This is a genomic window from Pseudomonas sp. GXM4, assembly GCF_008923895.1.
In the GTDB taxonomy this organism is placed as follows: domain Bacteria; phylum Pseudomonadota; class Gammaproteobacteria; order Pseudomonadales; family Pseudomonadaceae; genus Aquipseudomonas; species Aquipseudomonas atacamensis.
On the sequence record NZ_WBRZ01000077.1, the window covers coordinates 1 to 20,885 of the forward strand.

Below are 20,885 nucleotides of genomic sequence, written 5' to 3' on the forward strand. Positions count from 1 at the left end.
GGCATCGACTCCGACGGAAAGGTGACGGAGTGAGTTAACGCGCGTTGGCGGGATTGCGCACCTGTCAGAGTTGACAGGTGCGCCGTGGTATCCGACGAGCGGTCGTCGTCGCGAACCGGCCCGCTCCACGTTTGGAATGCGGTCAAACTGTGGGCGAGCCTGCTCGCGAAGGGGCCAGAATGGACAGCCAACAGCTCAGCTTTCCTGCCTCACTGCGGCAACGGCGCGGGGGCTGAACGGCGGTGGGGTCGAGCCGGGTGGGCAGAGGTAGTGGTCGAGGGCGCGGTCGGCGGCTTGGTGGAGTTTTTTGGATTCGAGGGATTCGTAGGGGGAGACTGGGCATTGGCGCGTCTGTAATGAGTCGGATCGCTAAACCCGATCGCTGATTCGTCAGCGACCGCACCACAATAGAACCCGCCCTCAAGGTGCACAAGCCGGCGGATTCTGGCGTAGCTGTAGGCAACGGCGCAAGGATTTGTAGCCTTGAGACCGTATCCGCAGGTGTCTTTTAAACAGCTTCGTTTAAATCAAAGAATTGCGCCGTACCTGATGGCCTCTTCGCGAGCAGGCTCGCTCACACATTGCAATTCATTGCGCCGCAGTCCACCGCACCAGCCCCCATCACCCAACCTTATGGTTGATACGGAATCACCTTGTCCCGGTCCATTTCCACCAACAACTGGTCGAGCATCTGCCGTTTGTTCTCGACCCCGGGAATCGGCACATACCACGTCATCACGCTCCAGCCTTCGCGGGAGTAGTTGTAGGTTTTGAGCAGTTGGCCATCCTTGAAGACCGAGCCGCGCAGGTTGTCCTGGTAGTGGTAGGGCATCGGGAAGGTGAACAGGGTGAAAACGTTGACCAGCGCCAGCCAGTTGACCTTGCCGTCGCTGGGTTCGGTGATCAACAGGCTGTAGCCGTTGCGAGTGTAACCGCCGTCGAGCATCGAGAACGCGCCGGTCTTTTTCAGGACGCTGACGGTTTCGCGCTGATGCTGCTCGTCGATGCGCGTATACGCCGGCCCCATGCCGAGCGTGACCGGCACGTAGGCCTGATCGGCATGGTAATCGAGCGGTTGCAAGGTGTTGGCGCAGCCGCCCAGCATCAGTGAGGCACAGAGCAGGCCGGCGACTTTTATCATCGCGCTGTTCATTGCGCGACTGCCGGGATCAGCCGGTCCTGCTGCACATCCTGCGCGAAGGCGCGGGCGATGCGGCCGAGGTTCTGTTCGCGCATCTCGCCGCCCTGATCCAATAGCCAGACGTATTTTTGAGTGATGTTGCGATAGGTGTATTGCTTCAGTCGCTTGTCACCCTGGTACACGGTGAATTCGGTTTGCGTATCGAATTCGTTCGACAGCGGCAGCAAGAACAACGTCGCGGTGCTCAGCAGAATCACCGGAAACGGCGGTAGGTGTCGTTCCACATTGAGTTTGACCTGCACGTTGTACTCGTCAGCTTTACCGCTGCCGGTTTCGATGGTGCGGAACACACCGGTCTGACGCAGGTGGTTGCGCAGGCTGGAGCCGTTTTCCGGGTCATCGACCATAACGTGAATCGGCTGCAGATAATCCTGAGCGTCCGTAAGCGTACGCTCGGGCAAGGTGTTGGTCGCCGCGCAACCGGTCAACAGAGCGGCGGCGGTGAGGGCGATGATTTTTTTCATGGTTTGGCGTCCACGGCAATACCCGGGATGGGGCCGGTGAAGATGTAGGGCTGAGCACTGTTCAGGTCGAGTTTCAGCGGTTGCAGCGTTGGCAATCCTGGCGCCAGACGTTGCGCAATCAGCGCATCGCGGGCGTTCTGATCACTCCAGCGGAACGCGCAGAAACCGGCTGTCAGGCAGAACGAGCGGAACTCGCCGATGTAATAGGCCTTGCCGGGTTCCAGGCGCATCGGCAGGTTGAATTTCTCCCGCGCCTCTCTCGAGGTGAAAACAGTGCCTAGCCCAGGTTGATAACGTGCGGAAAAGAACTGGAAATCATAGAACTCGTAATCGCCCGGCTTCAGGGGAAGCACGAATACGCTCGCTGCGCCGACACCGTCCTGAACATCCTGCGGCGTGGAGTAAGCGCCGGCCATTTTCCAGACGCCGGCCGCACCGTATTCGGAACCGCGTTTGCGGAAAAAGATTCGCTGGTTGTCAGCGGCTGATTGCTTGAGTGATTGCGGCCCGATTGAGCCAACGAGATAACTGACTGGCTCGCTTGCCTTGGGTTGCAAGGGTTCGCTGACCCAGGAAGCGCTTTCGGTAATGCAGCCGCTGAGCGTCGCGGCGAGCACGACGGCCGCTCCGAGTTTGAATAGCTGAAACATGTACATCCCTGAATCTGCTTGCGTTGATCGACTACAAACAGGAAGGTCAATCAATGCCTTCCTGGCTTGGCTTTTTATGCGGGGGCGCAGAATAAACGAGGTGATGGCACTTGGCTAGCCGCTGTAGGCGCTGCGGTACGCTGAAATCATTTGATTTGGATCTCAGGGAGCAAATTCAGGGTTTGTGGCCGACGCAGGAACCTGTGAGCGGGTTGATCGTGTTACCTCAGAAACCCAGCGGGTACTGGATGACCACGTAAATCCGGTCAATGTCATCCCCTGCCTGCGCTTCGTTGGCGCGGTGGGTGACGTGCGACAGCTGCACCGACAGATCCTTCGCTGCGCCGGACTGCACGACATATTTCAGGTCGATGTCGCGTTCCCAGTGCTTGCCGCCGCTGCCTTGTTGCGGTTGATAGTCGCCACTGTCGGCGTCGAACGGGTTGTAGGCGCCGCCCTTCGGCGCGTGCGTGCCGTCGATGTGGCTGCCGCTGACGTAGCGCGTCATGAAGTTCAGGCCGGGGATGCCGAAGGCGCCGAGGTCGAGGTCGTAGCGGGCTTGCCAGGAGCGTTCGTTGGCGCCGTTGAAGTCGGCGTATTTGATCGAGTTGGCGAGGTAGATCGAGTCGCCGCCGACGAAATCGAACGGCGTGTCGCCATTGATGCGTTGCCAGCCGAGCATCACCGCGTGCGGGCCGAAGCTGTATTTGCCGGAGAGGCTGAAGGCGCTGTTGTCGATCTCGCCGGCCAATGCGCGGCCGGTGTCGCGGGTATGGTAGAGGTTGGCGTCGAGCAGAATGCCGGACTGTTTGAAGTGCAGGTTGCCGTAGTACTGGTGCCAGGTGTCGCTCAGTTCTGAGGCGTAGAGTGCGCCGCCGACCGGGCTGGAGCTGAACAGGTCGGCACCGACGAAGCTGATGCCACCCGCTTCGGTGTTGGCGCCGTAGCCGTAGAAATCGCCTTTGCCGGAAGAACTGTCCTGGTTCTTGAACGCGGTGAAGTGCCCGGCGACCAGATTGACGTTGTCGAACTCGGCGCTGTTGAGCAAAAAGCCTGTGGCGTATTCCGGTTGCAGGCGTTTGTCGGAGGTGTCGAAGACCGGGGTTTCTACGGTCATTTCACCGAAGGCCAGAGTGGTGCGCGAGACCTTGAGCTTGAACGCACCTCCAACGCTGGAATAGTTGTTTTCACTGCGACCATCGCTGTCGACCGGTAACAGGCCGGTGCCGGAGTGGCCCTTGCCGCCGTCGAGTTTCAGGCCGGCGAAAGCGTGGGCGTCGATGCCGAAACCGACTGTGCCCTCGGTGAAACCGGATGAGAAGTTGCCGATAAAGCCTTGTGCCCATTCCTGTTTGTAGTTTTTCCCGGAGGGCGTGGGCGAGCGGTAGTCGTTGCTGAGGTAGAAGTTGCGCAGCAGGACATCGCTTTTGGCGTCGTCGAAGAAGCCGCTGGCATGGGCGGTGCCGGTCAGACCGCAGAGCATGGCGAGCAGAGTGAGGCGGGAGGGGGCGCGGTTGATCATGGTCAGTGCCGGTGGTAATCAGGATGGCGCTGATGATCGGCGGATTGGCCTGGTAAGGATTGGGCCGGTGTGCTGAGTTGGCAGCCCTCACACCAAACTTTGTGGGGTAGTCAGGTAGAACTGTGGCGGCTGTCAGGCCGCCATCGCTGGCATGCAAGCTCCCACAGAGATTGTGGGAGCTGACACAGTACATTAAGCCAGCGGCGGTGTACGCGGTGGGATCTGGCGTTTGCTGCCGGTGGATTCGAAGGCAGCGGCGAAGCGCAGCAGGTTCGAGTCGTCGTACGCGCGACCGGCGAAGGTCAGGCCGACGGGCATGCCGATGTCGGCCATCACGCCCATGGGCACGGTGACGGTCGGGACGCCGAGGTGGCGGATCGCGAGGTTGCCGTTAGCCACCCAGACGCCGTTGCTCCAGGCGATGTCGGCCGAAGCAGGATTGACATCCGCATCCGCCGGGCCGACGTCGGCGACGGTCGGGAACAGCACGGCGTCGAGGCCGAGGCTGTCCATCCAGTCTTCGAGGTCGATGCGTCGGGTCTGCTCCAGACCGCGCAAGCCATCAGGCACGGTTGGGATTTCATTCCACGGCGTGATGCCGCGCTCGGCCATGCGCACGTATTCGTCCATGCCGGCGGCCAGATCGCCTTCGCGGTTGGGCAGGGTGCCGGGGTCGTGCGGGAAGATCTTCGGCCCGTCGACGTCGACCAGACGATTGAGTTTCGGGTCACCGTTGGCCTGCAGGAAGTCGTCGAACGCCCAGGCAGTCAGATCCCACAGTTCATGGTGCAGAAACTCTTTCGACACCAGCCCACGGGTGAACACGGTTGGTGCGCCAGGGCGGTCGCCTTCGCAGTTGGAGACCAGCGGGAAATCGGTTTCGATGACTTCGGCGCCAGCGGCCTCAAGAGCCTGACGCGCCTGCTTCCACAAATCGATCACGGACGCGCGGGTGTTGATGCGCTGGCCGGTCGGGCCGCCAATGCCGGGGGCTTCGCTGGTGCCGGCGTCCGGGTCGGCATTGATGTACATGCGCGGGATGGCAAAGCGTTTGCCGGCCAGGGCTTTGGCGTCGGCGGCCAGTTCACTGTACGCAGCCGGGCGCACTTCGCTGACACGCGGGATCGGCAACCACGGTTGCAAGCGCCAGAGGTCGCCACGGGTGTCCGGGTCTTCGGCGACGACCACGTCGAGCACTTCGAGCAGGTCGGCCATGGTCCGCGCGAACGGCACGACGACGTCCATGGTCGGGGTCAACGGCCAGTTGCCGCGCACCGAGATTACGCCGCGCGACGGGGTGTAGGCGCACAGGCCGTTGTTCGACGCAGGGCCGCGACCGCTGGACCAGGTTTCCTCGGCCAGACCGAACGCAGCAAAACTCGCAGCGGTCGCGGTGCCGGCGCCGTTGGACGAGCCGGAGGCGAACGGTGCGGTGAGGTAAGCGGCGTTGTACGGGCTTTCAGCGCGGCCATAGACGCCGCGTTGCATGCCGCCATTGGCCATCGGCGGCATGTTGGTCTTGCCCAGGCAGATCGCCCCGGCAGCGCGCAGGCGCTCGATGGTGAAGGCGTCGCGATGGGCGACCAGATCGGCAAACGCCGGACTGCCGGAAGCGGCGGTCAGGCCCTTGACCAGATAGCTGTCCTTGGCGGTGTAGGGAATGCCATCGAGCGGGCCGAGGGTTTCACCTTTGGCGCGGCGGGCATCGGAGGCGCGGGCTTCGTTCAGCGCTTCGGGGTTGCGCACGACGACGGCGTTGAGTGCCGTCGGGGTGTCGGCGCCATCGTAGGCATCAATGCGCGCCAGATAGGCTTGCACCAGCTCCACGGCAGTGGTCTGGCCGGATTCGAGGGCGGCGCGCAGTTGGGCGATGGAGACTTCGGTGACTTCGATCATGGGGTCACCTGTTGAGCGTGGATGTTTGGGGCAGGGGTATTCATAGCGGTTCTCGTGGCACGGCTTGAAGCGACAAGGTCGGGACTGGCGCCTATTTAACACCATGTTTCCGTTTCCTGCAGTGAGGGGTTGCAAGTGCAACTGTGTGGCGGCTGACCCGCCGCTATCGCTGGCAAGCCAGCTCCCACAGGTTCTGTGTGAATCAATAAAATGCATTCAGGCACAAATGCCGCGCCCCGCAGGAAGACCGGCCGAACATGTTCTAGGCTCAGCGCATCCCGAATGCTGCACCGCTCAGGAATGTTGCCATGGAAGAAAAGCCGCTGATTGCCTTCAACAGTTCCAAAGCCTTGCTCGACGTGCTGATCCGCGCCGGGTTGATCGCGACCCTGGTGCTGTTCTGCTACGACATTTTCCATCCGTTTCTCAATGTGATGCTGTGGGCGCTGATCCTCGCAGTCACGCTGTACCCGCTGAACCAGAAACTCGGCGCAAAACTCGGCAACCGCTACGGTTGGGCGGCGATTGTGCTGGTATTGCTGGGGCTGGTGATCCTGATGGTGCCGCTGAGCCTGCTCGGCGCATCCGTGGCCGATTCGGTGAAGGTGGGCATGCAAACCGTGGAAGCGGGGCAGTTCGAGATTCCGCCGCCACCCGCCAATGTCGCCGACTGGCCGCTGATCGGCGCGCCGTTGTATGGCATCTGGATGCACGCTTCGCAGGACCTGAGCTGGGTGTTCAAGGAACTGGCGCCGCACCTGACCAGTTGGGGCCGGGTGCTGTTGCATCAGGCCGCCGGCGTCGGCGCAGGCATCGTGGTGTTTGTCGTGGCGCTGATTGTCGCCGGACTGATCATGACCCACGGCGAACGCGGCCATCGCACGGCGGTGGCGATCACCACGCGAATTTCCGGCCCGGTGCGTGGCCCGCAGATCGCGCAACTGTGCACCTCGACCATTCGCGCGGTGGCGCAGGGCGTGGTCGGTATCGCTTTTATCCAGATGATCTTGATCGGTGTGGCGCTGGTGATCATGGGCGTGCCCGCTGCCGGTGTGCTGGCTTTGATGGTGTTGCTGCTGGGCATCATGCAACTGCCGGTGCTGCTGGTTACCGTGCCGGTGGTGGTGTTTGTCTTCGCCCATGATGGCGTCGGCCCCGGCACGATCATCTTCGCCGTGTGGATGGTGATCGCCGGGCTCTCCGACAACGTGCTCAAGCCGATGCTGCTCGGGCGTGGCGTGGCGGTGCCGATGCCGGTGGTGCTGATCGGCGCGCTGGGCGGCATGGTCACCAGCGGCATCATCGGCCTGTTCACCGGGCCGGTGATCCTGGCGGTCGGTTATGAATTGTTCATCGGCTGGGTCTATCAGCCGGCCGACGTCAGCGAAGTGCTGGACGAAACCTCTCACGACAATCAGCCATAAGGAAAGGCGCATGCGTAACAGGCTGATGATGCTGGCGATGCTGCTGGCTGCAACACTGTGGTCCGGGCTCGGCCAGGCACTGGAAGACACCACGACAGCAACGGACGAAGCGGTAGAACTGAAAGTGGCCAACCGCAGCATCATGCTGTTTCGCGCGACCATCCTCGGCGAGGCGCCGGCCTCACGGGTCAAGCGGGCGAAGCGGGTGATCAGTGAAGCGCTGGAGGAAGACCCTGAGCTGAAAATCAGCACTGATTCGATCCAGAACAGTTACATGGTGCTGATCGGCAATACCCGTGCGTTCATCGTTGCACCGAAAGACGTCGACAGCCTGGCCTATTCCTCGGTGCAGGAAGCCGCCGAGGGCGCAGCGGAAAAACTGCGCCAGGTGGTCAACGAAACCCGTGAGGCGCGCAACGTGCAGATGATTGTGCGTTCGCTGGCGCTGGCGGCGGTGGCCACGCTGATCTATCTGGCGCTGCTCTGGTGCCTGTCGTGGCTGCGCCACAAGCTGTTGGCGAAACTGCCGGCGCTGATGGATCGCCACACCAAGGCGCTGAAGGTCGGGCGGGTGCAACTGATCGATTCGAATTTTCTCTACCCGTTGGTCAGCCGCTGTCTGTTGTTCCTGCGCTGGTTGCTGATCCTGCTGCTGTCCTACGAATGGCTGGGTTTCGTCCTGTCACGCTTCCCGTATACGCGGCCGTGGGGCGAAAGCCTCAACAACTATCTGGTGGAACTGGCAGGTTATCTGTTGCAGGGCATCGTCGATGCGATACCGGGGCTGGGCGTGGCGCTGGCGATTTTCTTTATCGCCCGGGGCGTGACCGCATTTACCCGACGCATCCTGCGCCGGATGGCCGCGCCGGGGACGTTCAGCTGGCTCAACCATGAAACCCTGCAACCGACGCAACGCCTGACCGCACTGGCAGTCTGGCTGTTTGCGCTGGCGATGGCTTATCCCTATCTGCCCGGCGCCGGGACCGATGCGTTCAAAGGCTTGTCGGTGCTGATCGGCCTGATGATTTCCCTTGGCGCCACCAGCGTCGTCGGGCAAGCGGCGGCCGGGTTGATCCTGACCTACACGCGGACCCTGCGCCCCGGCGAATTTGTCAGGATCGGCGAGTACGAAGGCACCGTCACCGAGCTGGGCATGTTCACCACGCGGATTCGCACTGGCCTCGGTGAAGTGCTGACGCTGCCCAACTCGATGATCACCGGCACCGTGACCAAGAACTACTCGCGCACCGTGCAAGGCCCGGGCTACGTGGTCGACACGGTGGTGACCATCGGCTACGACACGCCATGGCGCCAGGTCGAAGCGATGCTGCTGGAGGCGGCGAAACGCACGCCGGGCGTGCTCGAAGACCCGCCGGCGCAGGTGTTCCAGACCGCGCTGTCGGACTTCTATCCCGAGTATCGCCTGGTGGCCCAAGCCATCCCCAGCCAGCCGCGCCCGCGTGCGGTGTTGCTGAGCATGCTCCACGCCAATATTCAGGACGTGTTCAATGAATACGGCGTGCAGATCATGTCGCCGCATTACCTGGGCGATCCGCAGCAGGAAAAACGCGTGCCGCCGGAGCAGTGGTTCACCGCACCGGCGCAGGCGCCGAAGGATGAGTGATCCCTAGAAACGCCAGACCACGCCGCCGCCCAGCACATGCAGGGCGGCGTTTTTGTATTCGCCGGAGACCGAGCCGCCGGAGCGCGCTTTGGTCTGTTGCACGTCCATGTCGCCGAGGTAGATCAGCGTGTAGCTCATGTGCACATCGACATCGTCCTGCAATGCATAGCTGACCCCGGTCGCCAGGCGCCACGCTTCGTTCATCGGGTTGTCGACGGTGCGATCCTTGTCGTCCACTGCCGAGGAGTCGTAACCGAGGCCGACGTTCCAGCGCAGTTTCGGGTTGATCTGGTGCTGCGCGCCGATCGAGGCATGCCAGGTGTCCTTGTATTGCCGCTGCGCCGTTCTGGAAGTCGAGCCCAGGCCGGTATCGACTTCCACGCCGACCTTGCCGAAATCGCTCCAGTCCTGCCAGCCGAGGCTGCCGAGCAGCGTCCACTGCGGATCGAGCTGGTAGGACACGCTGGTGGTGACGGTCTGCGGCACGTTCATGTCGACGTTCAGCTGATCGGCGTCGAGACGGTTGAGCGCCAGACGCAGCAGCGGATTGGTGATTTTCTTCAGCTCGGGTTTGTCTTCGAATTTGAGCTTGATCTTGCTGGTCCAGGCCAGCCCGAGCTTTGTGCGCTCGTTGAGGTTGTAGAGCACGCCGACGTTGGCGCCCGTGCCCCAGTCGGTGTCCTTGTAACGCAACTGACCATCCTCGGCGTTTCCCAGACCGAGCACGTTATTGTTGACCGCCACTTCGGTGCGGAAGTAGCCAAGCATGAAGCGCGGGCCGAGGCCGACGGACAGGTCGTCAGTGATCTTGTAGGCATAGGTGGGCTGGAACGACACACCGATAATGGCCGACTCCTGAGCGAAATAGCGCCCGGCCCAGTCATCGTCGTAGTCCAGCGCCAGACCGAAATTGCCGTACATGCCGAAGCCGATCGAGGAGCGCTCATCGAGTTGATGGCTGATGAAGAAGCTGGAGCCGGGCAGGTACTTCAAGGCGTTGCCACCTTCGTTGCCGCCGAAGGTATTGGCGTTGTCGCGGGAGAAGCTGACGTCGCCGAGGATCAACTGCGCGTTGAAGTTGATCTGCGTGCCGGCCAGTTGGCTGATGCCCGCCGGGTTGGTCATCAGAATGCTCGGGTCGCTGGCCATGACCGCAGAGCCGGCGTTGGCCAGACCGGTGCCTTCGTGGCCGGCCTCGTAAATCATGATGCCGCCGGCTTCGGCCTGGAGGCTGGCGAAGAGCAATCCACCAGCGACCGAACTTTTGATCAGCTTGAACATGTGAACTCCTTGAATGGCATGCAATCCGGTTTCAAGGCTAGCTCAAGCTCGGCGTGGCGTCGGACCGATTGCCGACGCCGCACTGATCAATCGATGCGCGGATGCTGGAGCGCCAGTTCCTTGCGCTTGGCTTCCAGCGCGGCGATTTCGGCATCGATGTCTTCGATTTTCTGCTCGATGTTGTCGTGGTGTTCTTGCAACAACTCCTTGGCCTCTTCGAGGTCGGAAGCCGCCGGGGCCGCGCCGCGCAGGGGCTTGTTGGCGGTTTCCTTCATGGTCACGCCAGTGACCAGACCGACCACGGCGATGACCATCAGGTAATACGCAGGCATGTACAGATCGTTGGTGCTTTCCACCAGCCAGGCCACGGCAGTCGGGGTCAGACCGGCGATCAGCACCGAAACGTTGAAGGCACTGGCCAGCGCGCTGTAGCGGATGTGCGTGGGGAACATCGCCGGCAGGGTCGAGGCCATCACGCCGATGAAGAAGTTGAGCAGCACCGCGAGGATCAGCAGGCCGGAGAAGATCAGGGCGATGCTGCCGCTGTTGATGAGCATGAACGCCGGAATGGCGAAGATGAACAGGCCAATGCTGCCGACGACGATGAAGGGCTTGCGGCCGATCTTGTCGCTGATGAAACCGATCAGCGGCTGCACGAAGAGCATGCCGACCATGATCGCGATGATGATCAGTACACCGTGGTTTTCGCTGTAGTGCAGGTTGTGCGTCAGGTAACTCGGCATGTAGGTGAGTAGCATGTAATAGGTGACGTTGGTCGCCGCCACCACACCGATGCAGGTCATCAGGCTGCGCCAGTGTTTGGTCGCGACTTCCTTGAACGACACTTTCGGGCCACTGGCGAGACCTTCGCGATCGCCTTGTTCGAGTTTTTCCACGTGTTGCTGGAACGCCGGGGTTTCTTCGAGGGCGTGGCGCAGATACAGGCCGATCATGCCCAGCGGCAGGGCGAGGAAGAACGGAATCCGCCAGCCCCATTCTTCGAAGCGCTGTTCACCGAGAATCGTCGAGATCAGCACCACCACGCCGGCGCCGAAGACGAAACCAGCGATCGAGCCGAAATCCAGCCAACTGCCGAGGAAGCCGCGCTTACGGTCGGGCGCGTATTCAGCGACGAAGATCGAGGCGCCGGTGTATTCGCCACCGACCGAGAAGCCTTGGGCCATTTTCGCCAGCAACAGCAGGATCGGCGCCCAGATGCCGATCGAGGCATAAGACGGAATCAGGCCGATAGCGAAGGTGCTCAGGGACATGATGACGATGGTCGCGGCGAGGACTTTCTGTCGTCCGTATTTGTCGCCGAGCGCACCGAAGAACAAACCGCCAAGCGGACGGATGAGGAAGGGTACGGAGAAGGTCGCCAGCGCGGCGATCATTTGCACGCCGGGATCGGCGCCGGGGAAGAAGACCTTGCCGAGCACATAGGCGACAAAGCCGTAGACGCCAAAGTCGAACCATTCCATGGCGTTGCCCAGTGCGGCGGCGGTGATCGCCTTGCGCATCTTGGCGTCGTCGACAATGGTGATGTCTTTCAAACCGATCGGTTTGACAGTGTTCTTGCGTGATTTCATTGCGCTGTTCCCGCTCGCTGATCCAGATTACCGCTGCGATGCCATCTCCATGATGGCGCCGGCTCTTCTGGCTCAGATACATGCGGACACGAAATAATTCACCGATGGGCTGGAATTAATTTCGACAGGTGGGGGAGGCGCAACTCCGAGCCTTGTTGGAGCTGTATTGCCTGACCCACCGCTATCGCTGGCAAGCCAGCTCCCACAAGGGTTTTGGGTGTTGCCGGGATTTTGTGTCCGCCGTCAAACCCTGTGGGAGCTGGCTTGCCAGCGATGACGGCATGACATCCATTACAAGGCTTAAAGCGCAGCCTTCACCTGCAACCCCACCACCAGCGCATTATCGATGTCCTGCCCGGAAAACGCCCCCGGTTCGATGATGTATTGCAGGTTCGGGCGCAGGGTCAGCCATGGGGTGGCCTGGTAGCCATAGCCCAACTCAATCAACTGTTCGGCACTGTCGAGATGCGGGAACGCAGCACCATTGGCCAGCGCGGCATCCTGCTGCACATCGCGGCTGCGTGGGTTCGGCACGGCGCGGCCATAACCCAGCGCCAGGGTGTCACGCGGACGGCCTTCGAACGGTTTGTACAACACCACGCCAGTGCCGTACCACTTGCTGAATGGCGAGGCCGCTTCACTGGCCGCCGAATACTGACCGAAAGCATGCAGGCTGCGGCCTTCGGAGGTCGGCGAACGCCATACGGCCTGATCGATCAGCAGATAATGCCCGCCACGCCCGGACACCTCGTCGTCGCTGCCAATGCGTTTGACGTCGGAGCTGTCGTAGTAATAGCCGAGCTTGTACTCACCCGGCAGCTCGCCGGCGTGCTTGTACACCAACTCGATCGGCACGACGGTGCCGGTGGTGTGCTTAGGCCCCAGATGCCAGGCGCGGCTGGAATTGCCGTTACTTTCTGGGTCGACGTTGAACGCCGCCACACGCAGTTGCCAGGACGGCGACAGGTCGTATTTGACCCGCACGCCCAGACGCGCGTTGGGGTAGTTGGTCCAGCCGCTGCCGCCGGACATGTTCAGCGGATGGCCGCAGAAACCGGCGTTCATGAAGTTGCACAGAATGCCGCTGTCGAGACCGCCGAGGTCGTTGCCCATGGCCATGTAGCCGAGCTTCACGTTCAGCGCCGGGGTGAACAGGCTACGCTCGTAACTCAGTTCAGTCAGGCGCGTGTACAGGCCGCCGTAGTTTTCCTGAATCGGCAGGCGGTTGCCGACCAGATCTTCCGAAGCGCTGTTACCGCGACGGTCGTTGATGGTCAGTTGCACTTTGCCGGCGTTGTCGACGCCGTAGAGTTTGCTCAGATCAAACTGCACGCCGAGCTTGATGTTCTGCGAGTAGCGCGCCGAGCGGTGCAGGCCGCCGTCGGCGTTATAGGCGGTTTCGCCGCTGTAATCGCCAGTGAATTTGACGCCGTCTTCATCGAGTTGATGGCGCAAGCCGCCCCAATCACCGGTGAGGGTGCTGCGGGTCAGCAGATCGGAATCGCTGGCGGCCAGCGCGGGGAGGGCAGTGGCGCAGCTCAGGCCCAGCAACAGGCCAGTGGAAAGCTTGGTACGAGAAAAGCGAACAGCCGATGACATGTGAATCCTTCCTGCTGAAATCTTTAACGCAATAAAACGGCGACGCGGTGCTTTGGGGCACCGCGCGCTGGGGGGAAGTTGGTTGTGCGGCAGCGAGTTACGGCAGGGCGTAAGCCATCACGTAATCGCCACGATCAGTTGACTGGCGTGCGCCGCCAGCGGTGACGACGATGTACTGCTTGCCGGTCTTCGGCGAAACGTAGGTCATCGGGCCGCCCTGGCTGCCGACCGGCAGACGGGCTTTCCAGACTTCTTCGCCGTTGCCGCTGTTGAAGGCGCGCAGGTAGAAGTCCTGGGTGCCGGCAATGAAGATCAGGCCGCCCTGGGTCGACAGGGTGCCGCCGAGGGTTGGCAGACCGATCTTGATCGGCAGGTGCATGCGGATGCCCAGGGGACCGGTGTCTTCAACGGTGCCCACCGGAACCTGCCATGCGACTTTCTGGGTCTTCATGTCGATCGCGGTCAAAGTGCCGAACGGCGGCGCCTGGCACGGAATGCCGGCCACCGACAGGAAGCGGTTCTTGTTCACCGCGTACGGCGTGCCTTTGAGTGGAACAGCGCCCATGCCGGTGTTCAGCGCTTCGCCACCGCCAGCGGCCTGGCCTTTGTTTTGCGACGGGATCATCTGGATCCACAGACCCAGGCGCATGTCGTTGACGAAGATGAAACCGTGCACCGGGTCAGTGGAGATGCTGCCCCAGTTCATGCCGCCCAGCGAACCCGGGAAGCTCAGCGATTTGTCGGTACCCGGCGCGGTGTACAGGCCGTCGTAGCGCATGCTCTTGAAGTCGATGCGGCAGAGCAACTGGTCGTACGGCGTGGCGCCCCACATGTCCGATTCGGTCAGGTGCTGCGCGCCGATCTGCGGCATGCCCACGGATTTCGGCTGAGTCGGCGAGTACGGCTCGTTGGGGATGTTCGCGGCTTTCACCGGTACTTCCTTGACCTCGGTCAGCGGCTTGCCGGTGGCGCGGTCGAGCACATAGATCTGCCCGGCCTTGGTACCGATGACCAGCGCCGGAACGCTTTGACCGTCCTTGTCGAAGTCGATCAGGCTCGGCTGCATCGGCAGGTCGAAGTCCCACAGATCGTTGTGCACGGTCTGGAACACCCAGCGTTCTTCACCGGTGCTGGCGTCCAGCGCGAGGATCGAGGCGCCGTACTTGTGGTCCAGTTCGCTGCGCTCGACACCATAAATGTCGGTGGACGAGCTGCCCATCGGCAGGAACACCGTGTTGGTCGCCGCGTCGTAGGACATCGGCGCCCAGCTGTTCGGCGTGCTGCGCACGTAGGTTTTGCCGTCGGCCGGTGCGTTGCGATCCTGCGGGTTGCCCGGGTCGAACGCCCAGCGCATGGTGCCCGTGATTACGTCAAAACCACGAATCACACCGCCGGGCATGTCGCTTTGCACGTTGTCGGCAACACGACCGCCAACCACCACGGTGGTGCCAGCCATCAATGGCGCGGACGACAACTGATAGTAGCTGTCCGGAACATCACCCAGACCGGCCTTCAGATCGACCTGGCCGTTGTTGCCGAAACCCTGGCAGAACTCGCCAGTGTCAGCATCGACCGCGATCAGGCGGGCATCGATGGTGTTGGTCAGCAGACGACGCTGGCAGTTGGCGGCCGGCTCGGGTTTGACTTCGATGATCGAAGAATTGCTCGGCTGAGCGATGGTCGCGGTGGCGTCGAAATAGGCCATGCCACGGCAGCGCTGCCAGACTTTCGATTGCGCGTTGATCGCGTTCTTCCACAGCTCTTTGCCGGTGTCGGCATCGAGGGCGATCAGGTTGTTGTGTGGGGTGCAGATGAATACTTTGTTGCCGACCTGCAGCGGGGTGAGCTGGTCTTCGGCGCCGTTGCCATCGCTCTCGGCGACGTCCCCGGTGTGATAGGTCCACGCAACTTTCAATTTGTCGACGTTGTTGCGATTGATCTGGTCGATCGCGGCGAAGCGGCTGCCACCTTCGGTGTTGCCGTAGTGCGCCCAGTCTTTCTGCGCCTTGGCCGGCTCGACCGGAGTCAGGCCCGGGCCAGTGCCAGTCGCGGCAACGGTTGGGTGAGCGACAAACATGTTGCCTGCAGCAACGGCCACACCAACCGCGAGCACAGCGGCCACGGCATACGCACCACGACCGGCGACGCGGCCATTAGCGCGCGCCAGCAGCGGGTAGACCAGAGCGACGACCATACCGATCGCGCTGAACATGAACAGCCGCGAGAACACCGGCCAGAACACCAGCCCGGCGTCAGCCACGGCCCAGATCGCGGTGGCCACGAGAAATGCGGCGAACAGCCAGGCGCCTGCAGTTTTCTTCAGGGCGATCAGCACGCCGGAAACGGTCATCGCCAGACCGCCGACCAAGAAGTACCAGGAACCGCCCAGGCTGACCAGCTTCACACCGCCGGCCGCGAGCGCCAGACCGAGCAGGGCGATGATCACGCCAAGGCCGACCAGAATGAACGTTGAAACGCCTGAGACGCGTTGACTGTGGTTCACATTGAAAGTCCCGTTTGAATGAAGCGCGGGATTATAGCGGTAACTAACCATTCAGTTAACCGCAGTTTTGCCATGAAAACGTGCACTTCTGTGAATCAAGCGTGGTGCAGGATTAGCAAAACGCAAGTTGAGAGGGGTTTCTCGACGTCTCGGCGGGGATGGCGAGTCGGGCTTGCAGTTGCAATGCACATGTACAAACACCGCGTTGAATTCACCCCTCATCGGAACGCCGCCCGCCCAGCCCTCTCCCCGAGGAGAGGGAGCTGATTTGTGGGCTTTTTAGGATATGTGTTCGACTCGGTATCTCAGGTCGGCGTTACTCGCGCATTCAGCTCGGTCAGTTCCTTCTCCCTCTGGGAGAGGGTTAGGGTGAGGGCGTTTCAGGATCGATCACGATGGCAACCTTGCCCTTTGCCCGGCCTTTTTCTACGTAGTGCAACGCGTCAGCTATCTGATCGAACGGAAAAGTACGATCAACCACCGGTTTGATCACTCCTGCCTCAATCAACGCAGTGATTTTCTGCAACTGAACGCCATCGGCACGCATGAACAGAAACGAATAACCCACCCCCCGCTTGCGTGCTTTACGTCGAATGCCGCTGCTGAGCAGGCGCATGACCAGCCCCAGCAGCCAGGACAAACCCTGCTCCCGAGCGAACTGCGTAGTCGGCGGCCCCGACAGGGAAATCAGTTGCCCGCCCGGTTTCAACACCTGCAACGATTTCTCCAGCACATCGCCGCCGAGGCTGTTGAGCACCACGTCGTAGTCGCGCAGTTCAATGGCGAAATCCTGCTGCTTGTAATCAATCACCACATCAGCGCCCAGCGCCTTGACCCACGCGACATTCGCCGTGCTGGTCGTAGTCGCAACAAAAGCGCCGAGGTGTTTGGCCAGTTGAATGGCGACCGTGCCAACGCCACCGGAGCCGGCGTGAATCAGCACCTTCTGGCCTTTTTGCAGCCCGGCGACCTCGACCAGGGCCTGCCACGCCGTCAACGCCACCAGCGGCATGCAAGCCGCCTCGGTCATAACGAGATTGGCGGGTTTTAACGCGATCGCTGTTTCATCGACAGCGATGCGTTCGGCAAACGTGCCAATCCTGTTTACAGGCGCACGCGCATAAACCTCATCGCCCGGCTTGAAACGCTTGACCGCCGCACCGGTGCTGAGCACCACGCCGGCGACATCGTTGCCCAATATCAAAGGCATTTGATAGGGAAGGATCATCTTGAATTCGCCGCTGCGAATCTTCAGGTCCAGCGGATTGACGCTGCTGGCGCGCACTTCGATCAGCACGTCGTGCGCGCCGACCTGCGGTTCCGGGATGTCGCCGATCCGGCCGTTCTGCTTGCCGTAGCGCTCGATGAAAAATGCCTTCATTGCGGATGCTCTTTCGGTAGAAACCCGCCGGCATAGCGGCGGGTCTGGATGAGGTCAGGCCTGAGTCAGATAACGTTGCGCCACCGCCGACTGGCGGATCTGCCCCAACAGGCCCTGCCGCGCGGTTTGCAGGGCATCCCAGAGCTCGCCTTCGTGCAGCGGCGGGATGGTCACGACTTCGCGACGGTCGAAACCGACCAGCGCGGCATCGACCATATCGCCGACTTCCATGATGTCGGTGAGGGTGTTGATGTCGATACCGGCGCGGTCCCAGATTTCCGTGCGAGTGGCCGCAGGCAATACGGCTTGCACATACACGCCTTGTGGCGACAGTTCCAGGCTCAGGCCCTGGGAGAGGAACAGTACGAACGCCTTGGTCGCGCCATACACCGACATGCCGAACTCCGGCGCCAGGCCGACCACCGAGCCGATGTTGATGATCGCGCCGTCGCCGGCCTTGGCCAGACGCGGGGCGATCGCACTGGCCAAACGCACCAGCGCCGTGGTGTTGAGCGCGACCAGTTGCGCCACGCTGTCGGTGCTCTGCTCGATGAAGGTACCGGACTGCGCCGCGCCGGCATTGTTGACGAGGATACCGATGCGCGCGTCGTCACGCAGACGCGCCTCGACGGTTTGCAGGTCGCTCAGTTGCGTCAGGTCGGCCTGTAGCACTTCGACATTGACGTTGTGTTCAGCGCGCAAACCGGCAGCAAGGGTGTCCAGGCGCGACTGGTCACGGGCGACCAGCACCAGATCGTGACCGCGCTGGGCGAAACGTGCGGCGTAGACCGCGCCGATGCCGGTGGAGGCGCCAGTAATCAGAACAGTAGGGCGAGTAGTCATGGTGTGGGCTCTTTGTCAGTTGAAGACTGATTGCGGGCCTTTAGGATGATGATCCAAATCTAAACTGTCAACGGTTTTGATTATGGCCAACATCTATGTATCATCGGCCGATGAATTTTCAGCGCTGGAGGTATTCAACATGCGCGTATCCAAGGCTCAGGCTCAGGCCAATCGCGAGCACATTGTCGAAACGGCATCAGTGATGTTCCGCGAACGCGGTTATGACGGGGTCGGCGTGGCTGACCTGATGGCGGCCGCCGGTTTTACTCACGGCGGTTTCTACAAACACTTCGGCTCCAAGGCCGACCTGATGGCCGAAGCCTCCGCCAACAGCCTGGCGCAGTCCACGGCCGCCGCCGAAAGCATGAGCGTGCAGGATTTCATCGACGTGTACGTGTCGCGCGACCATCGCGACGGACGCTCCACCGGTTGCACCATGGCAGCGCTGTGCGGCGATGCGGCGCGGCAGTCCGGGGACGTGAAAGCGGCGTTCGCTGAAGGCATTGAGCGCACGTTGCAGACGCTCGGCGAGAGATACCCGACGGCAGCGGATGCACCGCAAGGTGAGGGCAGGACCCGGATGATCGACCTGCTGGCCCGCGCCGTCGGGGCGATCATGCTGTCGCGCGCCTGCCCGGATGACTCGGCGCTGGCCGATGAGATTCTGGCGGTGTGTCACGCTTCGATGACTGAGTCGCTGCCCGCGATCGAAACTGCGGAACAAGACACGCAGGACAGCTGAAGCGATCAGTGCTGGCGGTGCAGGGCCTTGTCGAGTGCCGCCAGCAAAACCTCTTCTTCGAAGGGTTTGCACAGGCATTCAAACGCCTGGTAATGCCCGGACTCAGCCAGCGCCGCCTCGTCCCAATGGGCGGACATGCAGATCACCGGAAACTGTCGCGGCAGTTGGCGCATCACGTCGATGCCGGACAGGCCGGGCATGCGCAGATCCAGCAGCAGGCAGGCGATTTCGGCGAAGTCGGCTTCGGCGAGAAACGCTTCGCCACTGGCATAAACCTGCGCGCGATAACCGACCGAACGCAGCAGATTCGACAGGCTTTTGCGCACCGACGCGTCGTCATCGACGATGCAGACAATCGTCGGTCGAGTGTTCTCGATCGCCGTCGGGCGACCCGCCGGGGCGCTCACGACAGGCTCGATGGGCCAGGCGAAGGCGCAGCGCTGATCAGTCCGTAGAGTTCGACGAGGTTGACCAGCGAGCGGGTCTGCATCTTCGCCATGATGTGTTTGCGATGAACCTTGGCGGTCACTTCGCTGGTGCCCAACTGGTTGGCGATCTGCTTGTTCGACAGGCCACCGACGATCAGCGGCAGCACCTCGCGCTCACGCGGTGTCAGTTGCGCCGCCAATTGCCGCGCGTGCTGAACACGTTGCCATTGATTGAACGCCGTCGCGGCGTGTTGACGGGTGCTGCGCAGAATGCCGAGCAGTTCATCGTCATTGAATGGTTTGGTCAGGAACTCCACCGCGCCGGCCTTCATCGCCTGCACCGACATCGGAATCGTGCCGTGGCCGGTCATGAAGATCACCGGCCACGGCAAGCCGCGCTCGTTCAGCGCCGCCTGCAATTGCAGCCCTGTGGTTTCGGGCAGGCTGACGTCGAGCAACAGGCACGCCGGGCCATTGGCGATGTCGGCCTCGAGCAGTTCTTCGGCGGACTGGAAAATCCGGTGTTCGATGTCTTCGGCGCGCAACAAGCGGCTCAAGGCGCTGCGCACGCAGGCCTCATCGTCAACGATGAACACCGGCACCGATTGCGTATCGACCAACGGCGGCTGCGCCACCATCGGCGCCGAGGCCAGGGCGTTGAACACGGGCAGTTTGGGTTCGCGGTCTTTCAATAATCGGTAACCTCGACGGGCAACCGTCTGGATGATTTCTTTTTCCCCGAGCAGTTTGCGCAGCGAGGAAATCTGCACTTGCAGATTGTTCTCTTCGACGACGATGTCCGGCCACACCTGATTGATCAGCTCGTCCTTGCTGACGATGCGCCCATCGGCCTGCATCAGTACCGAAAGTATTTCGAACGCCCGCCCGCCCATGCGCAAGGGCCGGCCATCGAGAAAGGCTTCGCGCCGTTCCAAAGAAATCGTGGCTTGGCCGAGTCGGATCATGCGGGCCTCTGCGTTGCGGTGAGAAGGACAGGGCGCGGGCGCCGGGTTATCAGGTTCGTACGCTAGGGGACGGCCTGGCATAAAGCAATTATCCCGAGGGATAAGACGTGCGTTTTTATAGCGCAAGAAACAGCGGCGCAAGGCTCTGGACGGCCATCTTGAGGCTGCGGACGGACATCAGCGCAGCGGCTGGCCCTCTGGCAAAAAAACGCTGGGTATACTTCGCCACCAGCCTGAATCCCATTTCCAGCGGTGAATGCGTATGCCCGGCCAGCCATCCTCCTCTGCAATTTCCCGCGTGGCCGATGCGCCGATGCTCGATGAAGCATGGCTGGAGAACTGTCGGTTCAGTCTGCTGCGCCGTGACCATGAACTGACCTGGTTCAGCCTTGAAGACGGCCGCTCGGGCCAGAGCTGGTTCGCTGTGCGTGCGCCGATCCAGCGTCCGGCGCTGTGCCAGCGGCTGGAGCGCGATTTCCATTTGCAGTTGCCTTCGCAGTGGGCGCTCAACCCGCTCGCGCTGATTCGCTCGGCGGACGGGCCGGTGTTGGTCTACCCGCAATGGGGCGCGCCGATGGCTGGACTGATCGACGCCGCCGGCTTACCACTCGGACGGGTGCTGAGTATCGCCGTCGCCGCCGCGAATGCGCTGGTCCACTCTCGCCATCCGGAAACACCGCAAAACCCTGTGGGAGCGAGCCTGCTCGCGAAAGCGTCAGTCCGGCCGACATCACCCTTGACTGACCCACCGCTTTCGCGAGCAGGCTCGCTCC

General features: G+C 61.8%; 17 protein-coding genes. 4 read left to right on the top strand and 13 right to left on the bottom strand.

The features are described from left to right. Window positions 1-631: 631 nt before the first annotated feature. From F8N49_RS12335 to F8N49_RS12355, 5 genes are all read right to left on the bottom strand, one after another. Window positions 632-1,153, bottom strand: coding sequence for a hypothetical protein (locus tag F8N49_RS12335; RefSeq protein WP_122602692.1), 522 nt, complete (start codon window positions 1,151-1,153; stop codon window positions 632-634). After that, window positions 1,150-1,665: a hypothetical protein gene (locus F8N49_RS12340; protein ID WP_024013038.1), complete on the bottom strand. Its 516-nt coding sequence runs from the start codon at window positions 1,663-1,665 to the stop codon at window positions 1,150-1,152. The genes F8N49_RS12335 and F8N49_RS12340 overlap by 4 nt, the downstream gene beginning before the upstream one ends. Then, window positions 1,662-2,315 (bottom strand): hypothetical protein, encoded by a 654-nt coding sequence (locus F8N49_RS12345; RefSeq protein WP_056786867.1) that lies wholly within the window; start codon window positions 2,313-2,315, stop codon window positions 1,662-1,664. The genes F8N49_RS12340 and F8N49_RS12345 overlap by 4 nt, the downstream gene beginning before the upstream one ends. A 226-nt stretch (window positions 2,316-2,541) precedes the next feature. Then, on the bottom strand, window positions 2,542-3,837 hold the full coding sequence (locus tag F8N49_RS12350) for an OprD family porin (protein ID WP_151551575.1): 1,296 nt from the start codon (window positions 3,835-3,837) through the stop codon (window positions 2,542-2,544). Between the two features lie 192 nt (window positions 3,838-4,029). Continuing rightward, window positions 4,030-5,733 carry an amidase gene (locus tag F8N49_RS12355; RefSeq protein ID WP_151551577.1) on the bottom strand — a complete coding sequence of 568 codons (1,704 nt, stop codon included), beginning with the start codon at window positions 5,731-5,733 and terminating at the stop codon, window positions 4,030-4,032. A gap of 308 nt (window positions 5,734-6,041) precedes the next feature. Here F8N49_RS12355 and F8N49_RS12360 point away from each other — a divergent pair, with 308 nt between their 5' ends. Further along, a complete protein-coding gene (locus tag F8N49_RS12360; RefSeq protein WP_151551579.1) occupies window positions 6,042-7,157 on the top strand; it encodes an AI-2E family transporter in 1,116 nt (371 codons plus the stop codon). A 10-nt stretch (window positions 7,158-7,167) separates the two neighbouring features. After that, entirely contained in the window at window positions 7,168-8,781 is a 1,614-nt protein-coding gene (locus F8N49_RS12365) for a mechanosensitive ion channel family protein (protein WP_151551581.1), read from the top strand. Window positions 8,782-8,784: 3 nt separating this feature from the next. Here the strand turns inward: F8N49_RS12365 and F8N49_RS12370 are convergent, their stop codons facing one another. The 6 genes from F8N49_RS12370 to F8N49_RS12395 all read right to left on the bottom strand — a co-directional run bounded on the left by F8N49_RS12370 (window position 8,785) and on the right by F8N49_RS12395 (window position 17,977). After that, on the bottom strand, window positions 8,785-10,062 hold the full coding sequence (locus F8N49_RS12370) for an OmpP1/FadL family transporter (protein ID WP_122505603.1): 1,278 nt from the start codon (window positions 10,060-10,062) through the stop codon (window positions 8,785-8,787). Between the two features lie 86 nt (window positions 10,063-10,148). Continuing rightward, window positions 10,149-11,651, bottom strand: a complete 1,503-nt coding sequence (proP, locus tag F8N49_RS12375) for a glycine betaine/L-proline transporter ProP (protein ID WP_151551583.1) — start codon at window positions 11,649-11,651, stop codon at window positions 10,149-10,151. 300 nt (window positions 11,652-11,951) lie between these two features. Further along, window positions 11,952-13,250, bottom strand: a complete 1,299-nt coding sequence (locus tag F8N49_RS12380; RefSeq protein WP_151551585.1) for a carbohydrate porin — start codon at window positions 13,248-13,250, stop codon at window positions 11,952-11,954. Window positions 13,251-13,347: 97 nt separating this feature from the next. Next, window positions 13,348-15,753, bottom strand: coding sequence for a glucose/quinate/shikimate family membrane-bound PQQ-dependent dehydrogenase (locus F8N49_RS12385; RefSeq protein WP_151551587.1), 2,406 nt, complete (start codon window positions 15,751-15,753; stop codon window positions 13,348-13,350). Window positions 15,754-16,117: 364 nt separating this feature from the next. Then, window positions 16,118-17,134, bottom strand: coding sequence for an NADP-dependent oxidoreductase (locus F8N49_RS12390; RefSeq protein WP_151551590.1), 1,017 nt, complete (start codon window positions 17,132-17,134; stop codon window positions 16,118-16,120). 54 nt (window positions 17,135-17,188) lie between these two features. After that, window positions 17,189-17,977 (bottom strand): SDR family oxidoreductase, encoded by a 789-nt coding sequence (locus F8N49_RS12395; protein ID WP_151551594.1) that lies wholly within the window; start codon window positions 17,975-17,977, stop codon window positions 17,189-17,191. Window positions 17,978-18,116: 139 nt separating this feature from the next. Between F8N49_RS12395 and F8N49_RS12400 the strand changes: the two genes are divergently transcribed. Continuing rightward, a complete protein-coding gene (locus F8N49_RS12400; RefSeq protein ID WP_151551598.1) occupies window positions 18,117-18,719 on the top strand; it encodes a TetR/AcrR family transcriptional regulator in 603 nt (200 codons plus the stop codon). Window positions 18,720-18,724: 5 nt separating this feature from the next. Here F8N49_RS12400 and F8N49_RS12405 read toward each other — a convergent pair whose 3' ends face one another. Further along, window positions 18,725-19,126, bottom strand: a complete 402-nt coding sequence (locus F8N49_RS12405) for a response regulator transcription factor (protein WP_236168776.1) — start codon at window positions 19,124-19,126, stop codon at window positions 18,725-18,727. After that, window positions 19,123-20,112, bottom strand: coding sequence for a response regulator (locus F8N49_RS12410; RefSeq protein WP_151551601.1), 990 nt, complete (start codon window positions 20,110-20,112; stop codon window positions 19,123-19,125). Before F8N49_RS12410 ends, F8N49_RS12405 begins: the two co-directional genes overlap by 4 nt. Window positions 20,113-20,374: 262 nt before the next feature. Here F8N49_RS12410 and F8N49_RS12415 point away from each other — a divergent pair. Then, window positions 20,375-20,885 (top strand): hypothetical protein (locus F8N49_RS12415; RefSeq protein WP_151551604.1); only part of this gene is annotated, 511 nt, incomplete at its 3' end.

Excerpts from the sequence above, each read along its gene's own strand:
- F8N49_RS12335 (WP_122602692.1), bottom strand. The coding sequence starts at position 1,153 with ATGAACAGCGCGATGATAAAAGTCGCCGGCCTGCTCTGTGCCTCACTG.
- F8N49_RS12340 (WP_024013038.1), bottom strand. The coding sequence starts at position 1,665 with ATGAAAAAAATCATCGCCCTCACCGCCGCCGCTCTGTTGACCGGTTGC.
- F8N49_RS12345 (WP_056786867.1), bottom strand. The coding sequence starts at position 2,315 with ATGTTTCAGCTATTCAAACTCGGAGCGGCCGTCGTGCTCGCCGCGACG.
- F8N49_RS12350 (WP_151551575.1), bottom strand. The coding sequence starts at position 3,837 with ATGATCAACCGCGCCCCCTCCCGCCTCACTCTGCTCGCCATGCTCTGC.
- F8N49_RS12355 (WP_151551577.1), bottom strand. The coding sequence starts at position 5,733 with ATGATCGAAGTCACCGAAGTCTCCATCGCCCAACTGCGCGCCGCCCTC.
- F8N49_RS12360 (WP_151551579.1), top strand. The coding sequence starts at position 6,042 with ATGGAAGAAAAGCCGCTGATTGCCTTCAACAGTTCCAAAGCCTTGCTC.
- F8N49_RS12365 (WP_151551581.1), top strand. The coding sequence starts at position 7,168 with ATGCGTAACAGGCTGATGATGCTGGCGATGCTGCTGGCTGCAACACTG.
- F8N49_RS12370 (WP_122505603.1), bottom strand. The coding sequence starts at position 10,062 with ATGTTCAAGCTGATCAAAAGTTCGGTCGCTGGTGGATTGCTCTTCGCC.
- proP (WP_151551583.1), bottom strand. The coding sequence starts at position 11,651 with ATGAAATCACGCAAGAACACTGTCAAACCGATCGGTTTGAAAGACATC.
- F8N49_RS12380 (WP_151551585.1), bottom strand. The coding sequence starts at position 13,250 with ATGTCATCGGCTGTTCGCTTTTCTCGTACCAAGCTTTCCACTGGCCTG.
- F8N49_RS12390 (WP_151551590.1), bottom strand. The coding sequence starts at position 17,134 with ATGAAGGCATTTTTCATCGAGCGCTACGGCAAGCAGAACGGCCGGATC.
- F8N49_RS12395 (WP_151551594.1), bottom strand. The coding sequence starts at position 17,977 with ATGACTACTCGCCCTACTGTTCTGATTACTGGCGCCTCCACCGGCATC.
- F8N49_RS12400 (WP_151551598.1), top strand. The coding sequence starts at position 18,117 with ATGCGCGTATCCAAGGCTCAGGCTCAGGCCAATCGCGAGCACATTGTC.
- F8N49_RS12410 (WP_151551601.1), bottom strand. The coding sequence starts at position 20,112 with ATGATCCGACTCGGCCAAGCCACGATTTCTTTGGAACGGCGCGAAGCC.